The organism is Chitinophaga sp. CF418, assembly GCF_900142925.1.
GTDB lineage: Bacteria > Bacteroidota > Bacteroidia > Chitinophagales > Chitinophagaceae > Chitinophaga.
Map to the genome: position 1 here is coordinate 12432 of NZ_FRCN01000012.1, position 18626 is coordinate 31057.

General features: G+C 46.8%; 13 protein-coding genes. 7 read left to right on the top strand and 6 right to left on the bottom strand.

Translation table 11 applies throughout. The annotated features are described in order from the left end of the window. Window positions 1–23: 23 nt before the first annotated feature. Window positions 24–668 (bottom strand): hypothetical protein, encoded by a 645-nt coding sequence (locus tag F3I09_RS24130; protein WP_149697625.1) that lies wholly within the window; start codon window positions 666–668, stop codon window positions 24–26. Between the two features lie 212 nt (window positions 669–880). On the opposite strand from F3I09_RS24130, the gene F3I09_RS24135 reads away from it, so the two are divergent. The 5 genes from F3I09_RS24135 (at window position 881) to F3I09_RS24155 (ending at window position 11304) form a co-directional block, all read left to right on the top strand. Continuing rightward, a complete protein-coding gene (locus F3I09_RS24135) occupies window positions 881–4963 on the top strand; it encodes a two-component regulator propeller domain-containing protein (RefSeq protein ID WP_149697626.1) in 4083 nt (1360 codons plus the stop codon). Between the two features lie 123 nt (window positions 4964–5086). Further along, on the top strand, window positions 5087–8071 hold the full coding sequence (locus F3I09_RS24140) for a TonB-dependent receptor (RefSeq protein ID WP_149697627.1): 2985 nt from the start codon (window positions 5087–5089) through the stop codon (window positions 8069–8071). Window positions 8072–8095: 24 nt separating this feature from the next. Next, window positions 8096–9607 carry a RagB/SusD family nutrient uptake outer membrane protein gene (locus tag F3I09_RS24145; RefSeq protein ID WP_149697628.1) on the top strand — a complete coding sequence of 504 codons (1512 nt, stop codon included), beginning with the start codon at window positions 8096–8098 and terminating at the stop codon, window positions 9605–9607. A gap of 4 nt (window positions 9608–9611) precedes the next feature. Then, on the top strand, window positions 9612–10643 hold the full coding sequence (locus tag F3I09_RS24150) for a glycoside hydrolase family 43 protein (RefSeq protein WP_149697629.1): 1032 nt from the start codon (window positions 9612–9614) through the stop codon (window positions 10641–10643). 118 nt (window positions 10644–10761) lie between these two features. Next, a complete protein-coding gene (locus F3I09_RS24155) occupies window positions 10762–11304 on the top strand; it encodes an STM3941 family protein (protein WP_149697630.1) in 543 nt (180 codons plus the stop codon). 3 nt (window positions 11305–11307) lie between these two features. Here F3I09_RS24155 and F3I09_RS24160 read toward each other — a convergent pair whose 3' ends face one another. After that, on the bottom strand, window positions 11308–11883 hold the full coding sequence (locus F3I09_RS24160) for a YdeI family protein (RefSeq protein WP_149697631.1): 576 nt from the start codon (window positions 11881–11883) through the stop codon (window positions 11308–11310). Window positions 11884–12088: 205 nt separating this feature from the next. Here F3I09_RS24160 and F3I09_RS24165 point away from each other — a divergent pair, with 205 nt between their 5' ends. Then, window positions 12089–12313 carry a hypothetical protein gene (locus tag F3I09_RS24165; RefSeq protein WP_149697632.1) on the top strand — a complete coding sequence of 75 codons (225 nt, stop codon included), beginning with the start codon at window positions 12089–12091 and terminating at the stop codon, window positions 12311–12313. A gap of 296 nt (window positions 12314–12609) precedes the next feature. Here the strand turns inward: F3I09_RS24165 and F3I09_RS24170 are convergent, their stop codons facing one another. Further along, entirely contained in the window at window positions 12610–13116 is a 507-nt protein-coding gene (locus F3I09_RS24170; protein WP_149697633.1) for a hypothetical protein, read from the bottom strand. 218 nt (window positions 13117–13334) lie between these two features. Continuing rightward, window positions 13335–14546 (bottom strand): AAA family ATPase, encoded by a 1212-nt coding sequence (locus F3I09_RS24175; protein ID WP_149697634.1) that lies wholly within the window; start codon window positions 14544–14546, stop codon window positions 13335–13337. Between the two features lie 188 nt (window positions 14547–14734). On the opposite strand from F3I09_RS24175, the gene F3I09_RS24180 reads away from it, so the two are divergent. Then, window positions 14735–15571: a hypothetical protein gene (locus F3I09_RS24180; RefSeq protein WP_149697635.1), complete on the top strand. Its 837-nt coding sequence runs from the start codon at window positions 14735–14737 to the stop codon at window positions 15569–15571. On the opposite strand, the gene uxuA is transcribed toward F3I09_RS24180, so the two are convergent. Beyond that, window positions 15474–16640, bottom strand: coding sequence for a mannonate dehydratase (gene uxuA, locus F3I09_RS24185; protein ID WP_223233364.1), 1167 nt, complete (start codon window positions 16638–16640; stop codon window positions 15474–15476). The genes F3I09_RS24180 and uxuA overlap by 98 nt on opposite strands. Before the next feature lie 168 nt (window positions 16641–16808). Then, on the bottom strand, window positions 16809–18626 hold the full coding sequence (locus tag F3I09_RS24190) for a RagB/SusD family nutrient uptake outer membrane protein (RefSeq protein ID WP_149697637.1): 1818 nt from the start codon (window positions 18624–18626) through the stop codon (window positions 16809–16811).

An 18626-nucleotide genomic window follows, 5' to 3' on the forward strand; every position in this document is an offset into this window, starting at 1 on the left:
CAGCATACACCGGATAGGCTCCCTCAGGAGTCACGTGTTTGCAGCCCCTTCTCCCTCTCCTCCTTCATGGCCGCAAGATACTCCGGCAAACTACTCAACTCCGAAAATCCATCCTCTACAGGATCCCCCGGTAACTCCGTCATCGTATAAACATTAATATACTGGGCAAACATTTTCTCTCCCAAAATACTCTGTAGCAAAAGAAAAATCGCTGTTTCAAGATGCTCGCTCCGTTTAACAAGCTCATAATCCTTAAAATGGATCACCAGGTTCACCTTCTGTGGCTGATCCTCATCTTCAATGGTAGTAAACCACATTTCAGATGGAGACAGATCAAGGTCTTCGTATTCGATACCCTCGTTATCTTCCTCCGCCGGTATCAATGCGGTAAACGTCCAACGATCAATTGCCGGCGCTTTTGACACCAGGAATTCTGCGTCATCGAAGAATTCTTCATCGCCTTCAGCGGTAATAATAAGCTCACCCTCATTATTCGTATTTATGCGCATTTCGTAAAACAGGCTGGTACAGTACAAATGGAGTCTTTCCGTGAGCTCTCCAAATATTTCTTCACATTCTTCCGGATCCATTTCTCTGAAAAAGCGGAAGTCATCACCTTTCTCCTCAAACCAACGCCAGAATTTTACGGCATCATTGCTTCTAAGCATATCTTGTCCGTTTTGTGGCTATTCATAGCCGGGGGTAACATTTAAATTTATACCCGCAATTTAACGCTATTTCATCATATTACACTTCTCTCCCATCACATCTCATATTCAATATTTTCCGACCGGGAATTTCATTTATTAAAATAAGTTCCGTACATTTTCTGACAGTCGTTATGAAAATAGAATAAAGGGACAGTATAAATACAGTGAATATGAACAAATATCTGAGGCTCGCCATCCTCGGGGTATGGTACGTGTTTTCCTTGCCAGTCAATTCCTTTGCTGCCGCTCCTCCATTACTCACCTATCTGGGTATCGAACAGGGACTTTCCAATAATGCCGTGACCAGCATTTACCAGGACCACAATGGTTTTATGTGGTTTGGCACCTACGATGGATTGAACCGCTACGATGGCTACAATTTCACTGTTTACAGAAACGAATTCAATGACAGCAACTCCCTGGTCAACAACCGGATTGCCTGTATCACTGAAGATCACCATAAACGGCTCTGGATTGGTACCCGGGGAGGTATCAGCATCTACAACAATGCCACCGGCCGTTTCTCCGGCCTTCCCTACCTGCCTTACAAAAGCACAAAGGAAAAAAAGATCCTGGTTCCGGTGAATGCTGTCCTGCCCGGAGCAAACGAGACTATATTCATCGGCACTAACGGCGAAGGACTGCTTGTTTATAATCCCTCAGGACCAGCCAGGCAGGCGCCACTCAGATATCGGGACGACCTTATTACGCATTATGAAGTCTCATCAATAACAATAGATGCATCAGGACATACCTGGCTGTTTGTGCGCAGTATCGGGCTTTGTATCTACGACAATACCAGCGGCGTAGTACGCGTGATCAATGATAATATCAGGAACGGCATCGCCTTACAGGCGGATCATAAGGGCCAGCTATGGCTGGGGACAGACGAAGGACTGTATAAATATACAGTCGCTGCCAATACCTTTACCAGCATGCTCTCCACCCATAACAAAAGAGTAGTGCACCTCATCACAGACAGGTATAATACGCTCTGGATTGCCTCAGACGGGGAAGGTGTTTTCATGATGCCACTGTCTACAGAAAAGATCACGCGACTGGCTTCACCGGAGAACAAAGAACTGCTTACCAGCACAGCTGTATTCTCCATCTTTGAAGATCATGAAGGCCGTAAATGGATAGGTACCCTCCGGGGAGGCGTTAATATCCTTGATCCGGGGAAAGCAGGATTTGCCCGGATCACGCATGATCCGCTGAACCCTAATAGCCTCATCAACGATTTTACACTGTCCCTTTGCGAAGATGTTGACCACAATATATGGATCGGTACCGACGGCGGTGGACTCAGTATATGGAACAGGAAACAGAACCAGTTTACCAACTTCCGACACCTGGCGGGTAATGATGCCTCCTTATGTAGCGACTTTGTAACCAGTATCACCCGCGACTTCCAGAATAATATCTGGATCTCTACCTGGGGCACAGGCATCTACCGCTACAACAAAGCAAAACGCTCCTTTGACCATTATACCTGTTTCAACCAGGCGAATGGTACGGAGGACAAAAACACCTGGCTGCTCTACGAGGATGCAGCCAAAACATTGTGGGCAGGCGTATGTACCGGCAGTCCGCTATATCGCTACAACAGGGAGACTAACCGCTTTGAAGTATTCGACAGTCGTCTTACCAATATTCTTTCCATGGCGGAAGATAATAAGGGCGACTTCTGGGCTGGCGACTATACATCGCTGATAAAGATTGACAGAACGACTAAGCATCACCAAACATATAATATCGGTTATCCCGTCCGGGTATTTCACCAGGACAAAGCCGGTAATTGCTGGATAGGTACCGAAGGCGGAGGTCTGCTCCTCTTCAACAGGGAAACCGGCACCTATGTGCGATATACCAAAGCAGACGGTCTTTCCAACAACTCCATCCTGAAAATACTGGAGGACAAAAGCGGTAACCTGTGGATCAGCACGTTCTACGGTATCTCAAAATTCAATCCCCGGCAGAAGACGTTCAAGAACTATTCACAATCAGACGGACTACTTTCCAATCAGCTGAACTATAATGCGGCATTGGCACTGCCATCCGGCGAGTTTATATTTGGCGGCCTCAAAGGACTGAATATTTTCTACCCTGACAGCCTGCCCTCTTTCTCCGGCACGCCCGGTATACTGCTGACAGGCTTAAAAGTGGATAATATTCCTATCGAACAGGCAGCCCGGTATGTTACCGGAAGAACTACTGATCATATCACCTCACTGAAGATACCTTATAATAAAGCAGTGCTGGCGTTTGATTTCGTATCGCCCGAGTACTCTGCTCCCGACAAGATAGATTACGCTTATTATCTGGACGGATGGGACAAAGGATGGAACTATGTCGGCAAATCCAGAACAGCGAACTATACCCGCCTGCATGAAGGCAATTATACCTTCCGGATAAAAACGACCAATACCGAAGGCGTCTGGAATACCCGGGAATATACCCTGCAGATAACCATCCTCCCACCCTGGTACCGTACCTGGTGGGCATACCTGCTGTATCTGGCAGCCATCGCAGGGATGGCATATACCTACCTGCAGTATAAGGCCCAGAAAACAAAGGCGGCCTTCGATATACGCCTGGCCCGCCTGGAAACAGAGAAAGAAAAAGAACTGAACGAAAAGAAACTGGCCTTCTTCACGAATATCTCTCATGAGTTCAGAACACCACTGACGCTGATCATCAATCCCGTCAAGGAGCTATTGAACCACAGCGACAAAACACCCGGCAACGGACTGGAAGTCGTATACCGGAATGCCCGGCGGTTACTTAGTCTTGTAGACCAACTGCTGTTGTTCCGTAAAGCAGACAGTGAAATGGACAGGCTGAAAATCACCCGGCTCGACTTTCATAACCTTTGCAGAGAGGTATACCTGTCCTTCAGCCAGCAGGCCAAAGCAAAACAGATCGATTATATATTCAACTGCTCCACCCCGCAGCTTGAAGTATATGCAGACAGGGAAAAGATTGAGATCGTACTGTTTAACCTGTTGTCAAACGCCCTGAAGTTCACACCTGAGAATGGAACAGTCAGCTTTATTGTTGACGAAGACGGGGAAACCATTACCGTCAACATCACCGACACCGGCTGCGGCATCAGCGAAGATGCGGGGCAACGACTGTTCGAAAAGTTCTACCAGGTAAAGGAAAAGCAGACCTCCGGTAAAGCCGGTTTCGGTATCGGGCTATACCTGTCAAAACATTTCATCGAAAGCCATAAAGGTGGGATATCTTTCACCAGTTCCCCCGGACAAGGTACCTCCTTTACCGTACAGCTCAGAAAAGGCACCAGCCATTTCGCCGGACAGTACATTTTTGAAGAGATGACCGACGACCCGGCCATGCTGGAAGAGCTGATGGGCAATATCACCAGCGAAATATCCCTCGAACGGCCGGGGGCGGACAATGAACAAAGCCCCCTGGAAGATATTTTCACCAGTAAACGGTCTATACTGGTGGTGGATGACAATGCCGAGATCAGGGGTTACCTGCAATTGCTGTTCCGCGAGAAGTTCATTTTCCTGGAGGCAGATAATGGGGAGGACGGTCTGAAGTTAGCCCGGGAACATTACCCTGATATCATTATAAGTGACGTGCTCATGAAGGGAATGGATGGAATGGAACTGTGTAATACCATTAAACAGGATCCGACCCTCAGCCATATACCGGTGATCCTGCTCACTGGCAATCCCTCCCAGGAGATCAAACTAAAGGGCATTGAGTGTGGTGCGGACGACTACATTACAAAACCCTTTGAACAGGATCTGCTGCTGGCCCGTATTGAGAACATCCTCCAGAACAGGAATGCCCTGCAGGGTTACTTTTTCGACAAGATCACACTGAAAAAGAACGACGCCAGGATCTCCACCGAATACAAACACTTCCTGGAACGCTGCATCACCGTCGTGGAGGACAACCTGGACAAGGACACTTTTAACATTAAAATGCTGGCCGCAGAAATAGGCATGAGCCATTCCAATCTTTACAAGAAGGTAAAATCCATTTCAGGTCATTCCGTCAATGCCTTTATTCGCTTTATCCGTTTGCGCCGGGCGGCAGTCTTGCTGCTTAGTACAGATTGTAATGTGAACGAAGCCGCCTTTGGGGTAGGCCTCAATGACATGAAATATTTCAGGAAGCAATTCTCAAAGCTTTTCGGTATGAACCCTTCTGAATACATCAAAAAGTATCGCAGCTCCTTTAACAAGGATTTTAACGTGGTGAACTGGAAAGAATAGCCCGTTTTTACCATTTTAGCGCCCATATTTGATCATTTCCCCCCCGTGTTCTGCCGGCAGGTGGTCATATCATTGCATTGAACAACGACCAATCTTCCACGGTACAAAAATTAAAACGCTGTCATGAAAAGTAATTTGACGTTATGGAAAAAACTGGCCCTTTGCCTGATTTTCAGCAGTTATGCCATGGCCCTCTATGCCCAACAACCCGTCACCGGAAGGGTAACCGCCGGCGACACCTCCTTGCCGGGCGTTGTGGTGTACATAAAAGGCAAAGGCGTGAACACGCAGACCGACAATGACGGTCGGTACTCCATCAATGCTCCCGCCGGGGCAACCCTTACCTTCAGCCTGATGGGTTATACCAGTAAAGAAGTGCCCGTAAACAACCGTGGCACCATCAATGTGCAACTCGAATCCTCTACCCAGGGACTGGGAGAAGTGGTAGTTGTAGGTTATGGCACCCAGAAAAGGAAAGACCTCACTGGTGCTATCGCTTCGTTAAATGCAACCGCTTATAAGGATCAGCCGGTATTGAACGCTTCCTCCGCCCTGCAGGGCAGGGTGGCAGGGGTTTCTGTGGCCAACAGCTCCGGAGCACCGGGTGGTGCGGTTAAGATCCGCATCAGGGGTGCTAACTCCATCAATGCCAGCAACGACCCGCTGTACGTAATCGACGGGGTAGCGTTGAGTAGCATCAGCATCCAGGACATCAATGTGAACGACATTGCTTCCATGGAAGTACTGAAAGACGCCTCTGCTACTGCTATCTACGGTTCCCGCGGCGCCAACGGGGTGATCATCATCACTACCAAAAGCGGCAAGTCTGGCGACATGCATCTTGAATACAACGGCTTCCTGAGCAGCAATACCCCCATGAAGAAGTATAAGCTGCTGGATGCACAGGGATATGCAACACTGGCCAATCATATCGCAGGCACGAATGTCTTCGCTGATCCGGCCTCCTATGCAGGAAAAGGCACCGATTGGCAGGATATGGTCTTCCATAACGGTACAACACAGAACCACCAGCTGTCGGTTTCAGGTGGTACGGAAAAATCGCGCTACTATATCTCCGGATATTATGTGAACCAGTCCGGCCTCCTGCTGAACACCAGCCAGGAGAAGTTCGCACTGCGCGCCAACCTGGACAGCAAATTGAGCAAAAAAGTGAGCATAGGTGTAGGCATCTTCGCCGGACATTCCAACTCTCATAATAATGGCGACATTGGGGGCAAAGGTAATCCGGTAATGTCGGCCCTCGCATGGGCGCCTACTGAGCCGGTATATGATTCCGGTACCCAGTACAACCGTTTCGCCATCTCCCCTATCTGGTCCAACCCTTATATGACCATCAAGGAAAGGAAGAATGACAACTCCGCCAACTCAGTAGTGCTCAACGGACGACTGAAATACGATATTACAGACTGGCTATCCCTGAACGTGAACGTGGGTCTGGATGCAAATATCTCCCGGACCGCCTATCTGAACAACGACTGGGTAAGCCCCGGCAATCCCGGCTCCGGCCAGAGTTCCCTGGAGAACTATACCATCCAGAACAGTAACTCGCTCACCTTCCACAAGAAGTTCAACGAGAAACATGACTTTACCGTGATGGGCATCGTGGAGGAAACTTCCAGCAAGTTCAATTCCTTTTCAGCGTCAGGTTCCGGTCTGACTTCCACTTCCAATGGATACAACAACCTGGGGCTGAATACCTCACAGGGCATTTCTTCCGCTTACACCAACTGGGCATTGCTCTCCTATGTAGGCAGGGCCTCCTATACCTTTAACGATAAATATCTCATTACCGCTACCTACCGTGCTGACGGTTCTTCCAAGTTCCAGAGTACGGCCAATAAATGGGGGTATTTTCCTTCCGTTGGTATTGGCTGGCGACTGTCTGAAGAGTCTTTCATCAAAGACCTGGGCATTTTCTCTAACCTGAAACTGCGTGGCAGCTGGGGTATTACTGGTAACCAGTCCATTAACCCCTATAGTAGCCTGGGCCTGCTCAGCGGCGTACAATATTCCTACGGCGGTACTACCCTTTACCAGGGTTATCTGCTGGGTAGCCCCAGCAATCCCGACCTTAAATGGGAAACCACCAAACAAACTGATATAGGTCTGGATGTAGGCTTACTTGGCGGAAGAGTGAACGTTACTGCCGACTACTATAACAAGCGCACAAAAGACCTGCTGCTGCAGGTGCCTATTGCCAGCTACGATGGCGGTGGAACCATGTATAAAAACGTGGGTGCGGTGAATAACAAAGGCTTTGAATTCTTTGTAGACATTGCCGCTGTTCAAACGCATGATTTCTCCTGGACAGCCACTATCAATGCATCCACTTACAAAAACAGAGTAGTGAGCCTGGGTAAAGACTCTATCCTTTACCGTCCCGTTATCGGTGGAGGGCTTATCAATACCAATATACAGGTAGTTAAAACCGGGCAGGCACTGGGTTCCTTCTACCTGATACCCTGGCAGGGCGTTTATACTTCCGACGACAACACACTGGGATATAAGGCCGGCGATAACCATTACAGGGACGTAAGTGGAAACAAATCCATCGGTTACGAAGACCGCGTAATTGCAGGTAGCGCCCTTCCGAAATTCCTGTGGGGCTTCAACAACAACTTCCATTACAAACAGTTTGAACTGAATGTATTTGTACAGGCATCACACGGCAACAAGATCTTCAATGCTACCTATGCAGGTATCGCAGCGCCTACCAGCGATGTGAAATATCCTACACTGGCAGAATCTGCCAACTACGCCAGCAGTAAGAATCCCGACGCCGAGTGGGCCGACCCTGCGAGCAAAACAAACCGCAGCTATGTCGAGTCTACGCAGTACCTGCAAAACGGCAGTTATGTACGACTGAAGAACGTAAGCCTGTCTTACGCCCTGTTGAAGAAGACCACCCGCTTTGCTGACATACGGTTTACGCTGAGCGCGCAAAACCTGTACACCATCACCAAATATAAAGGGTATGATCCGGAAGCCACCTCTACTTCGGCTACCAGCGATGCTGATGCCGGTATAGACCTGGGTGCCTATCCCTCCCCTCGCACTATCACATTCGGGGTGAATATTTCTTTATAAGTGATCACATTAAACACGTACAAAATGAAACTACATAAAATCGCTCCGCTGCTGCTTTTGCTCTTTACCTCCTGCAGTAAGGATTTCCTGAAGGAAGACCCCAGAAGCAACCTGACACCGGATAATTTCTATAAAACTGCCGATGACCTGAATATGGCCACCATCGGGCTGTATACACAAATGAACGGCGCATTCAACCAGTCGGCAGGCTTTTCCACGCTCTGGGGTGGTGATGATATCACCGTAGCCCGCGCCGGTAACAAGATCTCTTATTCTGATTTTGATACCTATCAGGCTACCTCTTCCAACGACCGTATGACCAACTGGTGGAGCTATTTCTATTCTACCATTAAGTCCAGCAATTCACTCATCAACAACTATCAGAACGCCACCGGGGCATCAGAAGATGCCCGGAACCAGGCCGCAGGACAAGCCTATTTTTTCCGTGCCCTGAGCTACTTCTTCCTTACCCGTACCTGGGGAGCAGTGCCACTGATCACGGATAACAAGGTAGACTATACGCGCACGAAAGCTGAACCTACAGATATTTATACGCTGATAGTGGCAGATCTGCAAAAAGCAGAAACTATGCTGCCCGATGGCTGGGATGGCACCAAAAGACAGAATGGTGTTGACATACCGCCTACCCGCGGTTCTGCTAAAGCGCTGCTGGCCAATGTATACCTGACCATGGCGGGCTGGCCGCTGAAACAAACAGACAAATATGCACTTGCAGCCGCCAAAGCGAAAGAAGTGATTGACGGCAAAGCCACCTGGGGCTATGACCTGGTATCCAACTTTGCCGATCTGTGGAAGAGAACAGGAAAGTTCAACCATGAAACGGTATTCGGTTGCTACTATAATGTAAGTGTTTCCGGCTGGGCATGGGAAAACTATAATATGCTTACACCTAACGCTTATGCTCCTGATGATGAAGGAGGTTGGGGCGACGGCTACGCAGAGATCAACTTCTACAAAAAATTCCCTGCCGGCCCGAGAAAAGACGCTACTTACCAGATGGTGTACTATATAAATAATGATCCGAACAATGCCGTTGACTGGACTAAAGTGCAGCGCAAACATCCGTACTTCTTCAAGTTCCGCGATGACGATGCCTTCAATCCGACGAACCACGTGAACAATAACTGGATAGGTAGCCATACCGTTCCCGTGATCCGCTACGCAGAAGTTTTGCTTACATACGCCGAAGCACAGGCTATGTCAGCCGCTCCGGATGCTACTGCGTATGCCGCCATTAACCTTGTCAGGAAAAGGGCCGGACTGGGAGATCTCGTTGCCGGCCTGTCTCAAAGCGCCTTCCGGGATTCGGTGATTGCAGAACGTGGCTGGGAGTTTGCCGGTGTTGAACCCGCCGCCCGCTGGTATGACCTGATCCGTACAGAAACAGTAAAGAAGGCTAATTCAGACAGGGATGCATCAGAAGAAGCACTAAAGAACATTCCTGACGATGCTACTCATACTTTCTACTGGGCGCCAATACCTATCGGCGATCAGCAACTAAACTCAAACCTCTGAGCGTATGAAAATAATTAAGGCCCTATGGTTATTGATGCTGGTAATACCGGCATCAATGACAGGCTTTGCCCAGCAGCAAACAAGTATTATTCCTGGTGCAGTATGGACAGATACAGATGGCAACCCGATAAATGCACACGGCGGAGGCATGTTGTATTACGCAGGTACCTGGTACTGGTATGGTGAAATAAAGAAAGGTGATACGTGGAGAGTACCCGGCTCCAATTGGGAAAATAACCGGGTCAATGCCGGCGGCGTATCCTGCTACTCCTCAAAAGATCTACAGCATTGGAAATATGAGAGTGTCGCGCTCGCGCCTGACAAAACTGATAGCACATCCGACCTACACATCAGCAAGGTAATTGAAAGACCGAAGGTGATCTATAACAAAAAGACAGGCAAATTCATAATGTGGATGCATATCGATTCTCAGGATTACAGCTACGCCCGTTCGGGCGTGGCTGTAGGCGACCGGCCCGAAGGCCCTTTCCACTACATCGGTAGCGTAAGGCCCAACGGCAATATGGCCAGGGACATGACCATTTTCCAGGACGATGACGGCAAGGCATATCACTTTTATTCTTCAGAAGAGAACCAGACCATGCACATCTGTGAACTGGCAGACGACTATCTTTCACATACCACAAACGATCATCGCATACTGGTGCAGCGTGCCAGGGAAGCACCGGCTGTATGTAAATACAACAACCGCTTTTACCTGTTCACATCAGGCTGTACCGGCTGGTCGCCCAATGCGGCATCCTATGCTACCGCCGATAGTATTATGGGCACCTGGACGGAACACGACAATCCATGCCAGGGCACAGATGCGGATAGTACTTTTCATGCACAGAGCACCTTTGTACTGCCTGTAAACGGGCAAACGAATGCTTTTATCTTTATGGCAGACAGGTGGAATAAAAATGATCTGGAAACATCGCGTTATATATGGCTGCCACTGGTATTTAATCCGGAAGGCATGCCACGCGTGCAATGGGAGGATCAGTGGAAATTGAGTGGATTAACAAGTAATTGATTGATAGTACAGCGCGGGGGTTACTTATCTTTCAGGAGTAAGTAGCCCTCATTTTTATTTCGCTGCGGAAAGAATCTTCGGTTTTTTCGTATTTTAGCCATCTCTATAAATCCCTGCCATGACTACCGGTGAAATAATCGAAATTCCTTCCAGCAAAAAGAAGTTAATCAAAACATTGATCGGCGGCATTTTCCTCTTTGCCGGATCCATCTGGATGTTGGTCTCTGATCATGTAAGCACGAACTTCCTACTCAGGCTACCATACGTTAAGAATAGCATTGCTATTGCCGGCATTGTCTTCTTTGGAGGAGCCTTCTTCGTCATGGTTAAAAAAATAAGCAGCAAAAAACCGGGTTTGATCATCAGTGATGAAGGTATCACTTACGGCGTCGCTACCGCTAATCCCTGGCTTGTTCCATGGAGTGATATAGAGGAAGTGGTGAGTACTGTCGTCATGAGACAGGAATTCCTGACCTTGATAGTCAGGAATCCGGAAGAATATATTGCCCGTCAGTCTAATTTTCTGCTCCGCAAAACGATGCAACTGAACTTCAAAAGTTATGGGTCTCCTATACAGATCCCTATTAATCATCTCAAAGTCAGTCCGGCTGAAGTAAAAAGCATGATCGCAACGAAGATGATCGGACGTCAGTCTGTTTAACCATTAGTCCATCAGTCCTTTCCCATCCAGAATCTGCGGCATACATTTCTCAACCCTTGACACACGGGTCTTGGATTGTTTAGGTGCAGAAAAATGAAGCAGGTAAGCTCTTTGCCGTCCAGGCGTCAAAGCTTCAAAAGCAGTCTTTAATGCCGGATGGGTATCTAATTTCTGTTGGAATTCTTCCGCAACCGGGAACTCTGTCGTCTTTTTATAATTCACTTTCAAACCGGCTCTTTCCACTTCAATAGCCTCATAGATATAAGATTTCAGAACAGCCGCTATTCCTGTTACTTCTTTGACATTGGTGAACCTGATCTGGCGTGTTGCCTGTGTGTTTTCCGATTGCTGGATCAAAACACCTTCAGGGTCATTTAATAAAGCGCCCTTGAAAAACAGGATCGCACAGTATTCTTTAAATGTATGTATCAGGACTATATTATTCCCCTCAAATGTATAACAGGGCGTTCCCCACTTCAATTCCTCCGTCAGCTGACAACCAAGAATGATCGTTCTCAATTTCTCCAGTTCCTTTTCCCATTGGGACTTGCTGATATATGCGTCAACTTTGGAATTCATGCTGCTGAATTATTTGTTAAGTAAAATGGTGTTACAAATATATATGTAGTTATTTAACTACAAAAATATTCATAGGCTACTAGCCACTGCCTGTGGTCAATAAAAGGGACTTAGCAATAATGGATTACCAGAGTAGAAATATTTATGTTTATACTTCAGATTATTATTTGACAATTATTTATATTACATCTGTAAATAACACGGCATGAAAAGACAATCATATCTCATTACAGCATTGCTTCTTTCCTTCATATCATTAAACGCCACACAATTCACAAAAGTGTATATCTGCAAGTCCCCAACCAGTTATTCCTACCATAAAGGATATTGCGAAGGATTGAAGCGATGTACACACAATATCGACTCTGTCACCGTACAGGAGGCGAAGACCATGGGGAAAGATCATCCCTGCGGGTATTGCTACCGCTGACTCGTTATTATTTTAACCCCCTTCTTGCTTTAAAATGAGTACAAACACCACACACTAGTGCCTGAACGCAGAATGCCGAAACCTTACAATCAGCAGAAAGCGTAATGGTATTTCGGCGCGCATCTCTACCAGGCAAGACAGAATCTATTCCCGGCACTACAGAATGACGATCAAAATGTTATTGATCTGTTTACTTGTACTACTAAATATCAGTGTGGCAACTACTAACTAACAGAATGGATGAGAAACTTTAAGATTCCTGATAAACATGAGACAACAATTGTAATATCGACCGACTAGTCTAAAAACTGAGGGGGTACATGATTCAGTACCGCAACCATTGCCCGGCATAGCATGGTAAAGGAAGCTTTTCTTGACAAATGCATTTTTAATTCCATCTCGTATTGATGTTTTAAAACCGGGTTACTGCTCGCCAGCCATTTAATGAGTAGGTCCAGGATATGCATATATTTCTTTCTGATTTCGAACCGGAGCCCAGCAGTTGCGTGAACTGTTTCATCATTGTGACCATTATGAAGCTTATTCAGCAGATCACAGGTATTAACGGCTTTCACATTAGTGGTATCCCGTGGCGTGAACTGAGGATTATCTCCCATAGTATCAAGACTGTATAAGATTTCTGTCTCCACATCATCTGCAGCATCACAGGGATCGAGATACCCTCCCGCGGGTGTTGTTCGCGGTTTCATCTTATTTGCTCTATGCTCAGCAGGATAAAGATTGGTCCACTCATACCTTTTTGCAGGGTCTACGGACTGTGAAACAAAATGTTCTATATCCATACACCATGAATTGGGGAACTTCTGTTCTGTCAGGTAACATTTCGAATGAAAGCATCTGTCAAATGCCTGTAATAAGTCTGAACTTCGATAGCTTCCAGGTTCGGTTGGTCTACTTGCTACTGTGGGATTAGCAATATGTGCCTGAATTTCTGCAATGTATTGTCGTATTTCTGGAGTATTTAACGCGGTAGGTATAGCTGCTTCCCGCTGGACATTGATCATATTAATCCCTGTTTGCTTTCTATTGCTATTATTTGATTTTCTATTTCAAATTTCAATGATGGCGTCATGTACTTTTCATTAGCCATAATTATTTCGCGGAGCTTCTCAGGATTGCGTTCATTAACTGCATTATTTACCTCCTGTATAATAGCATCCGCAACCGGTGAAAACTCATTTTCCAATCCAAAATGTTTGATCATTAGTTCAGAATAACTGCTTCCTGCCTGCCATCCGGCCACTTCTGTCTTGCTGGTCAGATCATAAACAACAGCATTTTTAATGCTTGAAATAACGGCAGGCGAATGTGTTGCTACGATAAACTGGATCTTCGGAAATAGTTCTGTCAATATTGGTAGAATTTCATACTGCATGCCAATATGAAAATGCGTTTCAGGTTCGTCTATGAGTGCTATTCCAGGCGGATCAAAACTATAGTCGCCTTTTTCCTTTCTTATTAAGTCCACCCGCATTAATAAATCCATTAATATACTTATAAATGCAGAAAAACCCTCTGAAAGTTGATTAAATGTTATGTGTCTTCCATCTCCCAACACCAACTCAAATTCAAAGCTTTCCTGAATAAACTCCAACTCCAGTTTAGCATCCTCAAATATCCTTTGTAAAATATCTCTTAGATTATTAAAAAAAAGCTGGTTTTGATCTAATCTTGTTTTATTGTTCTTCATGAGGTCAAATGCCTCATAGACCTTCTTGTTGACCAGGTATTGTTTAAACTTTGAAATGAACTTCTCAGGATCATTTTGAGTTTTTAAACTCTTAACAAACTCTTCCTCTTGTAGAACTGTATTTACTATATCTAAACTGACTTTTCTATGTGCTCTGAAATGAGAGAATATATATTCATCTATGTTTAAAAGCGCATGCGTATTATTCTCTTGAAGGAATAGTAAATTTAAAACGTTATAGGGATTTATTACCTTATCTTCAGGCTTGTTTTCAACCACAACATAACGCCCCTGTTGCTTTAGCATACTGTTCAGATGGTGCTGCTTATGCAGTCCTGACGGAGCATTTTGCAATGCCCCTATCTGAAAACCTATCGCATTCAATATCGTCGTCTTCCCCGTCCCATTTTTCCCCGTTAGAATAATATGCTTAAACTCCGTCAACATATTCGCCGGCACATCAAAATTCTGATACGTGTAACAATCATTGACATGGATCTGCTTAATATATGGGAAACTCATACTACGATGATATTATCTTCTTTGGTATTACGACAAATAAGCCATTCTACGTTAATATAGAATGGCTCAAGACGTAAAAGTACAAAACTTATCTTAATTCCTTCATCAACAGTGACCTGCTATCCCGGTTTTATTTCCCCATTTCCCCCATTTTTCGTACCTTCAACCAACTCAAAATCAAACCGTTAATGCCCAGACAAAACAGCATTATTCCATTATCCGGTCGCCTTGCCGACCTGGTCTACTACTACCGGAAAGACAAAAAAGGTAGAAAGAACTACTACGTCCGGCAAGCGCCGGAAGTAGTACACCAAAGCGCTGCCACTAAAAAGACTGCCAGCGACTTCGGTACCGCCAGTAAAGCCAGTCGCCTGATCCGTCAGGCGCTAAAGCCATACACCAGTAAGTACAAAGACGAGAGCCTTCACTACCGTCTAAACACAGTATTGGCAGATATTTTGCGCCTGGACACAGCCCGTCCCGCCGGAGAGAAAAGACTTCTCCCGGAAAACATGTCCGCCTTAACCGGTTTCCGGTTCAACAGCGAGGCACGTGTCCCGAAAATGGACTGCGTAGACATAAAAAAAGGTGAAAATATCAGTGTAAACATCCCCGGTACTAATAAGGACATAACCGCAAAGGTGATCGCCTTATCCGTGAACTTTGAAGAAGGAAATATTCAACTCCGGGTCAGTGAGGCGGTGACAATCAAAGAAACAACAACAATTATTATCGAAAGGGCCAGTAACCTTACCATACTCCTGCTCGAAGTACAACAATCCCTGGACATTATCAGCGTCCTGGAACCCACTCCTATACCCACACAGACCAGGGTCAGACCTAAATTACAGGTCCAACCTAAGTCCATGTCAAAGATATCCCTACTTCGTCCTAACGCCTACCCCAATACAGGTAGAAAGCGTCGTATTATCTCCCGGTTAGTCCGACAGCGATCCCCAATTCTAACCCTCTCAGCTCCGCTAAGCCCTTCAAACGACCTATCGCCGAGTAACCGGGGTAGGTAGTCTTTGCAAGATCGTCCAACATCTGGTGACCATGATCCGGCCGCATGGGAAGCGTATGCCCTTTCCGCTGCATTAACAGCACTAATTCCTTCACAACAGCATACATATCCACAATCCCCTCCAGGTGATCCGATTCAAAGAAGTTACCCGCCGCATCCTGTTGGGTATTACGCAGGTGAACAAAGTGGATACGGTCCCCGAATTGCCGCACCATCTCCGGCAGATGATTATCTTTTCGCACTCCAAAAGATCCGGTACAGAAGCATAATCCATTCGCAGACGAAGGAACGGCATTTAACAAAGCTTCCACATCAGCAGCAGTGCTTAGAATACGCGGCAGCCCAAGTACAGGAAAAGGCGGATCATCCGGATGAATAGCCAGCCGTACGCCCGCAGCTTCCGCAACAGGCGCCACCTCCCGGAGAAAAAAGTACAGGTGTTCCCTTAACTTATCAGCATTAATCCCTTTATAAGTGTCCAGTGCCGCCAGCACTTCAGCAGCCGTAAAAGGCACATCACTCCCCGGCAATCCCAATAACGCATTTTTATAAAGCGTCGCCTTTTCCCCCTCAGTCATATGCTTCAGCAAAGCTGTAGCGGCTTCAATCTCGCCAGAAGTATAATCCTGGGCTGCACCCGGTCTTTCCAGCATAAACAGGTCAAAAGCAACGAAGGCAGAGCGCTCATAACGTAATGCCTTACTGCCATCGGGTAAGGTGTAGTTAACGTCAGTCCTCACCCAGTCCAGCACCGGCATGAAATTGTAGGTCACCACTTTCAGGCCGCATTTCGCAACGTTCAACAAACTTTGTTTATAGTTGGCAATGTGCCGCTGATAATCACCGGATTGCTTTTTAATATCCTCACTCACCGGCAGACTTTCAATCACCGTCCAGTCCATGCCGGCGGCGGCAATTTCTTTTTTTCGCTTGAGGATCTCCGGTACTGTCCATACCTCTCCTACAGGTATGTGATGCAACGCTGTCACCACACCTGTACATCCTGCCTGCCTGATATCCCGCAAACTTACCGGATCATTAGGGCCAAACCAGCGCATTGTTTTCTCCATCAATAACATTAGCTATAGTATTACTCTCTATTAAACGAATATTGTTTTTTATCTGATGTGTTGCCGACTCTGCCCACTGCATTTAAATCGACGGATGAAAGGGCAATGCCTGCAGCATAATACCGCAGGCATTTTTATCTACCTATGAACAATCTTGGAGAAACCCCGTCAATACCCCGGGTTCTGATACTGCGCCTTATTCAGATCAGCTACAGCATCCAGCTGCCCCTTGGGAATAGGCCGTAACACATGAATAGCCTTAATACCATTAGCCGCATCCGGATTATGCAATTTCACCCTTTCAATCAGTTTACCACGCACTGCCAGGTCAGGCCAGCGCATGCTTTCACCACACAGCTCACGGGTACGCTCATCCAATATAAAATCCAGCGTGATCTGTGCTACGTCATTCACCTTAATTGCATTATAACGATTAGTTACTTCATCAGCACTCAATCCCGGACGATACGCTGCTCTCTGTTTTAACACATTGATCAGCCCCACAGCATCCGCAGGATGATTATCCCCCAACGCTGCTTCGGCCGCGAGCAGATATACTTCTGATAATTTACTGACTACGAAAGGTCTTCCACCCTGGTCATTTGCTGCCAGCTTACCGGGATCTTCATACTTACTCAGACTGGGATACATATTCCTTGTCACCGCCGGATCGATCGATCCTCCTATCAAATAGAATTCACGGGGAGCGATCACCCGGTATGGCTTCAACTTCGGTCCTGCCGGCGATATCCCATTCAATGAATCAGCAATACGATCCGTCTTTGCCAGGATGAAGGCTGTATCTACATTCGCTGTAAACCCTCCCCCTGTCTGTGACGCGATATACACCGTCCGGAATGAACCATCATAACGACTATCATTTGTCTTGTCTGCAAAAGCCACATTATACAGCCATGCCGTAGGACAAAAACGTCTGATCGGGCGACCGTATTGCACCGTTCTCACCACAACAGGCTGTGTCGTAGAAGTAGCCAGCGGCGCTCTCACAGAGGTATAATCTCCCACAAAATCATTGTTGGCATCAATACCCTTTGTACCACCGATGCCATTGGGATTACCCACCTCATTAGCATTGTTATTACCGGGAATACGCTCCACAGCATACAGGATCTCCGCATTATAATCATTCCCCGGCCTATGTACGTCGGCATAGTTCTGCTGCAGGGCAACACCGTATAATCCCTGATTATTGATCAGCTCCATAGCTGCATTGTAGGCATTCGTGAAATCTGAGGGCTGTTTTGCCGCAGAATAGGCCCGGTGAATGTAAGCCTTCGACAGCAGGTGTAAAGCGGCTGCTTTGGACAGTTTAAAGGCATTGGTGGGCCTTTTGTCGGGCAGGTTCTGACTGGCAAAAACAAGATCGTCTATAATGACATTATAATCCTTCACCAGCACATCCGCTACCGGCAATCTGTTGAACCCCTGGAAAGCCACTTCATTGAACTTCAGATCGCCGCTTCCCAAATCTAAAGGCACCGCGCCGAACTGCTGCACCAGCAGCATATAATACAGTGCTCGTAAGAAGCGCGCCTCCCCGAGTATCACCTTCCGCTGATCTTCACTGATAGCCACTTCCGGCGCAAACTGCACCACCGCATTCGCCAGGTTGATATTTGAATAGTTCCTGTTCCACGGAGTCTGAATAGCGCCATTCGCAAAGTCCAGCGTATAATTACCCAGGGTCAGGAAATCCTGCGTACCACCGGCCCCATTCCTGGGCTGCTCTGCATAGGTATATTCATCGGTCCCATCTACGGTAATAGCCACAGCTCCCTCAGGACCAAAGTCATATCGCATACCGGAGTACAGCGCGTTCACCGCATTCTGCAAACCTGCCGGCGTCTTGAAGTATGCTACGGAAAACACCGTATATGGATGCTCTTCCAGTTTCTTGTTACAACCGGCCACTGTCAACAGTAATCCTCCGGCCATCATCGTCATAAGCTTATATATAGGCTTCAT